Genomic DNA, 6,008 nt, shown 5'->3' on the forward strand with positions numbered 1-6,008 from the left:
GGGAAAGCAGTTAAGAAGTCAGGTTTTACCAATCAATTTACATACGTGAAGGGTGTAAAGATTGCTGAGACTGATAAGCAGGTTAACGCCAACTTAACTGAGGCAAAAAAGGGGCGTGTTGTTAGTGGTACGAACCAGCAGGTTTTCCAGTTGGGTGTTGCTAATAACGAAGCCAATTACATCGGTGATATGTCTGTTGCAACAACGATTAGTAAGGGCAACCAAACTGTGTTGACTGACAAGCAAACTAATCGACAGGTGACCCCGAACAGCACATTCACTTATAGTGTGCCTGCTGAGAAGGTGTTGACGGCCGGTAAGTACCGCTATCATGTGAAAATGACGGATGTGAAGAGTAAGCAGTCATGGACGTTTACAGGTGACTTTACGATTTCAGCCGCACAGCAAGGACAAACAACACTCCAACGCACGACGGCCTTCATTCCAACGTGGATTTGGTGGTTGATTGGTATTTTGGCGGCAGCGTTGCTGTTTGTGATTATATTGTTGCTACGACGCAAGAAGCAGGATGATGAAGATAAGTAATGTTAGAAGGAGAGAGCTAATTTACTTATTGAGATAGTGATTAACGTAATAGAGAAATTAAGAGAATTAGGGGAATTTAAATATGATTAAGCAATTGATGTTGGGCGCTGCTGTATTGGCAGGTGTTGTCGGTGTTAGTGGGGTTGCTTCAGCAGCAGACACTATTGTGGGAACGTCGAGTGATGTTGCAACCAATCAAGGAAAGACAAAGATTCAATTTTCAGGTGATTATACCAACGAGTCTGGTTATGAGAATCCAAATGCGGATGGTAGCAAGACTACTGCGGCAGCTGGTAATCAAGCTTTTGGATTGACGCTACTCAATGTGCCAAGTTTTGACTTTGGTTCAAAAGAATTAAGCCAAGCGGCAGCTGGAATGGAAAAGGGATTTACACAAAATGGTGTCTATGATAGCACTGTGGGCAAGTCTAATTTGATTAATGCAGCCAATGCAACTGCTGATGTATATAAGGGATTGGGAGCTATTGTAGTTCGCGATTTACGTGGTGGTAACACTGGTTATCAAGTTTACGCGACGTCTTCATCGCTGTATAACGCCGCAGGTAACCAACTACCGGTTTCTTCGTTGGCATTAACAGTAGCTGGTATGCCTAAGAAGGCACCTAATAATGCGTTGTTGGTTGGTAAAGAAAATGCTGACACGTATCATGCAACTACAAGTACTGTTGCTAAAGTTGCAGATCAGAAGGCAACTGACCAATTGACGGATGCAACTATTACCGCTGATAAAGATGACTACGGAAAACAAGCGGCGTTTGGAAATTTGGTGCTTTCTGGTAATAAGGATACTAACGGTACATTTGCATCTGGTCAAACTAGCGCCACATTGAAGTTGTCATCTGATCAAGTTAAGTCGGGTACGTATACTGGTGTTATCACGTACACGTTACAAGACACGAACTTAATTACGGAAGGTGGCCAGAAAGCAGATGATTCAGCAAATGCAGCGGCGATTGATGATCCGGCCTAAGTTGGTGCTTGATTAAGCAGAATGTTTTGATCCTCACGCAGTATGCGTGAGGTTTTTTGCAGAAAGGAGGTAAAGGGGGTGCGACGATTATTAATGGGTTTGTTGGTTTTTGCGATGACTTTTTTTAGTGGCACAATCATACATGCAGATGATAGTTCAGACCCCACATTTAATCTCTGGAATGATTTTGAAATAACGACAGCTTATTACCGCGAAGTCACGCAAAATGGCGCAATTGTTGATACCCCGATTGATTATTCGCAGTATGCACCTGCAACCGGTGGTGGTCCAACCATTAAACGCGTAAAAGTTGTGCAAACTATAAAGAATACTTCGACGGAAACTAAGCAAATACGTTACGCTGCGTCAGTCATGAGCGGTACGGAGTTTAGTGCGGTTTCAGTTTCGGGAATTGTAGCGCCACCTGCCGATCCAAAGCCAAACGACAGACCAGATGGTACGACACGAAAATTATCAAGTGCTTTTGATATTGCGCCTGGGCAAACGATAACAATATCCTTCACTGATGTAGCGATGGATAACCCACAAGGGGTCAATACAATTAAAATTGTACTTTATGATGTCTTGAACAATACGAATAATTCCGCGTCGGCAACTGCATTTATGATTATGTATGGTCTGTTGACCAAGTTGGATGATGAAATAACTGTACCTGTCCAAATTTATTTAAATGGGCAACGGCTTAATGACACGATAAAAGGCGTTGTTGGAAAATTGGTAGACGGTTCAGCGGTGCTGGCAGATGAAGACAATCAGTATCAAAATGCTGTTTATGAAATTGATACGAAGCAACTTTTAGTGCCAAAAGAGATTCCAGGGCAATATCGACTTATTGATAAAATACCACCTAAGCTATACGTCTTTTTACAACAAACTGCCGGACAATCTGGAAATGTGAGTTTTGGAACGGTAGTGACTGATAATACACAACTGTCGTTTGATGGCGTTAAACGTTATGAGGGGATGATTGATGGTGTTTCGACACCACTATATGCATTCGGTGGTTCTGAATCAATTTATGGTGAGACTAATCGCATTGATACGTTAAAAGCTATTGCTCAGTCAAGCGATCAGACACTTTCCCCGTTTGGTGCGATTACGCTTAACACACAAACAGCAGTAACTGGGCAGTTTGTCTATATTGATAATCAAACAGGTAAAGAAGTCGGTACGCAGTATTTCGGCAACAAAGAATCAGGAGATCCAGTTGATAATAACGATTTGGTGGCGCCGTGGAAATTTATTCAAACAGATAGAAAAAGTAAATATATTTATGAACCCGGTAATATTGAGGTCCGTGTGACCAGAGTAACTGATTCGAAGTATAGTAATCCGAATGTTGATGGTACAGGCCAAACGGTGCAACAAGCGACTGCGGGTAATGCTGGATTAATGGCGAACGGCCTGACATTGTTAGAAGTTCCTTCATTTGAGGGAACAGCATCTGTAAGAGATTTACATATTACATTGTCGCCACAAGGTGACTTGCGATACAGTAATATGTTTGATACAAAATTCCATATTATGATGGCCACATCAGCAATGAACGATGGCAGTTACACTTTGCCAGTTACATCCATGGTGGTAAATAATCAGAATATATATCAGGATGGTACGAGCAATTTAGACGGTCTCACGATGGGGTTTGGCCAAAGTGTTTTAACCGGTTCGGGAAAAAGTGGCACTATTCCAGTGGGAGATATGCAGCTGAATTTGAGTAACAATGGTAAAGCCACCACTTACACAGGCACGATCACCTACTCGGCAATCCAGGACGATTTGATTGATAGTGCAAATTAAAAAGCCGTGCTTTGCTAGCACGGCTTTTTATAATGAAAGTCCCATATTTGACCGAAATCCGGCCAGTTTTGATGCGAATAGCGGTGATAACGTCAGAAAAACGAAAAAATGTGCCAATTCCAGACCATTTCGGCATAAAGCCACTTACTGGGGTATTATAATTACATCAAGTAAGGTAAATCAATCGCACGAAGGAGATAGAGATCATGATGACATTTTTGATGAGCTTGTTTAGTTTAATTGCAGCAGCCGTTGCCTTTGCTGGTTACAAGACTATCTTTAAGATTGAAGAAAATGATGAGGACGTGGCTGACGTTGTTGAAGCAACCATCGAATCACATAAGATTGATGTGAACCACAAGACGATGGTATCTCATTAATCACAGAAAAACCGCAACGCTTGCTAAAAGGGTTGCGGTTTTTAAATTAAAATTTTTTCAAAAAACAACTAATAAAAAACAAGCAAATTCTGATAAGACGGCCTAAAATAAGAACTGTTCATGAGGAAGTGATTTACCCAAATTTGCCTTCCTAACAGGCTAACCTGTAGAACGTATAACCACGAGTCGCATAATGATTTTTCTCTGTAATGATTATGCGACGGAAGGAGAGCAAGGATAACCACCTTGCTCTCTTTTTTTGCTAAAAAGCATCGACAATTGTCCCTGCGATAGGCCAACGCGATGCTAATTAAATATGGGTGTTAAACACCGGCCTGAAAAGCCAACAAATAAGGGACGCTCCCCATAAAGACGAAAACTAATGTGCCAACCAAGAACACGAGTGAAAACACAAGATTACTGGTCGTTGGCCGCACTGAGTAAACGTAAAATAGATAGCCGGTAATCCCAATCAAAATGGCGGTTGCAACCATCAAAAATACAACAAACGTCATGAAAAATACCCTCAATAAAATTAAAATCTTTTCCCACTTCTCGATGTTTCTTATTTTACGTAAGTTATCAGCCAAAACCAACAAAAGTGCCAAACTTGGGACAAAAACATGTATTTTCAGTTTAACCTGACATGTGCTATAATTACGTCAGTATAAAACGTTGACGAAGACACGTCGGATAACAAAATCGTTTTAAGAGAGTTTGCCAGTGGTGGGAGGCAGATAGCGGTCGTTACGCGATACTACTTCCGAGTGAATTGGGGAACCAATTCCGTATCCCGCGTTAAGGGGACGATGAGGCGAAGGGAAACTTTCGCGAACTCGGGTGGTACCGCGTGCAAACGTCCCGTTACAGCAAGTATAATTGTTGTGACGGGACGTTTTTTGTTTCCACGCGTTAGGTCGATGGATAGTCATTATAGGAGATAAGACACATGGCAGATGTAAAGATTACATTCCCAGATGGTGCGGTTAAGGAATTCCCTGCTGGCGTTACGCCTTTGGAAATTGCGAACGGTATTTCAAAGTCATTGGCTAAGAAGTCAGTGTCAGGAAAGTTGAACGGCCACTACGTTGGAATGAACGATGGCATCAACGAAGATGGTGAATTTTCATTGATTACCAAGGATGATGCGGAAGGAACACAACTTTTGCGTCACTCTGTTTCACACTTGTTGGCGCAAGCATTGAACCGTTTGTACCCAGATCAAATTCACTATGGTGTAGGTCCAGCCATTGAAAATGGTTTCTACTACGATACTGATAAGGTCGATGGTAGCCAAATTTCTGCAGATCAATTCCCAGAAATTGAAAAGATGATGAAGCAAATTGCTTCAGAAAACTTGCCAATCGTGTCACGTGAAATTACGCGTGACGAAGCTTTGGAAATGTTCAAGAACGATCCATACAAGATTGAATTGATTAACGATTTGCCTGCTGATGAGCACATCTCAATTGCTGTGCAAGGTGAGCACGTTGAATTGGACCGTGGTGGCTTGGTACCATCAACGAACTGGATTAAGCACTTTAAGTTGACGTCTGTTGCCGGTGCTTACTGGCGCGGAAAGTCTTCAAACCCAATGTTGCAACGTATTTACGGAACAGCATTCTGGACAGCTGAAGAACTTGATGCTGAATTGAAGCGTCGTGAAGAAGCTAAGGAACGTGACCACCGTAAGATCGGTGCTGAGCAAGACCTATTCTTCACGTCACAAGAAGTTGGTGCCGGTTTGGCTGTTTGGATGCCAAATGGAGCGGCAATTCGTCGTACGTTGGAGCGCTACATTGTTGACCGTGAAGTGCAAGACGGTTACCAACACGTTTACACGCCAATCATGTCTAACTTGAACTTGTACAAGCAATCAGGTCACTGGGATCACTACCGCGATGACATGTTCCCACCTATGGACATGGGTGATGGCGAGTTCTTGGAATTGCGTCCAATGAACTGCCCATCTCACATCATGGTGTTCAAGCACAAGCCACGTTCATACCGTGAGTTGCCATTCCGTATTGCGGAATTGGGAATGATGCACCGTTACGAGAAGTCAGGTGCATTGACTGGTTTGTCACGTGTGCGTGAAATGACGTTGAACGACGGTCACACGTTCGTGATGCCAGACCAAATCGAGGACGAGTTCAAGAAGATTTTGGGCTTGATGATCGACGTTTACGCTGACTTTGATATCACAGATTACCGCTTCCGTTTGTCATACCGTGACCCAGAGAACACGGAAAAGTACTACGATGACGACG

The 6,008-nt window shown here is 42.7% G+C and carries 6 protein-coding genes; 5 read left to right on the top strand and 1 reads right to left on the bottom strand.

Annotated features, from left to right (window positions below; genetic code table 11):
• The 4 genes from WEIDD23_RS04310 to WEIDD23_RS13480 form a co-directional block, all read left to right on the top strand.
• Positions 1-546 (top strand): WxL protein host-binding domain-containing protein (locus WEIDD23_RS04310; RefSeq protein WP_197458807.1); only part of this gene is annotated, 546 nt, incomplete at its 5' end.
• 82 nt (positions 547-628) lie between these two features.
• Positions 629-1,537, top strand: coding sequence for a WxL domain-containing protein (locus WEIDD23_RS04315; RefSeq protein WP_010373059.1), 909 nt, complete (start codon positions 629-631; stop codon positions 1,535-1,537).
• Between the two features lie 78 nt (positions 1,538-1,615).
• Entirely contained in the window at positions 1,616-3,358 is a 1,743-nt protein-coding gene (locus WEIDD23_RS04320; RefSeq protein WP_150180134.1) for a hypothetical protein, read from the top strand.
• Between the two features lie 206 nt (positions 3,359-3,564).
• Positions 3,565-3,738 (top strand): hypothetical protein, encoded by a 174-nt coding sequence (locus tag WEIDD23_RS13480; RefSeq protein ID WP_010373064.1) that lies wholly within the window; start codon positions 3,565-3,567, stop codon positions 3,736-3,738.
• 323 nt (positions 3,739-4,061) lie between these two features.
• Here the strand turns inward: WEIDD23_RS13480 and WEIDD23_RS04325 are convergent, their stop codons facing one another.
• Positions 4,062-4,253 (bottom strand): hypothetical protein, encoded by a 192-nt coding sequence (locus WEIDD23_RS04325; protein ID WP_010373067.1) that lies wholly within the window; start codon positions 4,251-4,253, stop codon positions 4,062-4,064.
• A 434-nt stretch (positions 4,254-4,687) separates the two neighbouring features.
• Here WEIDD23_RS04325 and thrS point away from each other — a divergent pair.
• Positions 4,688-6,008 (top strand): threonine--tRNA ligase (thrS, locus tag WEIDD23_RS04330; RefSeq protein WP_062358786.1); only part of this gene is annotated, 1,321 nt, incomplete at its 3' end.

It is taken from the genome of Weissella sp. DD23 (assembly GCF_001579105.1).
In the GTDB taxonomy this organism is placed as follows: domain Bacteria; phylum Bacillota; class Bacilli; order Lactobacillales; family Lactobacillaceae; genus Weissella; species Weissella cibaria.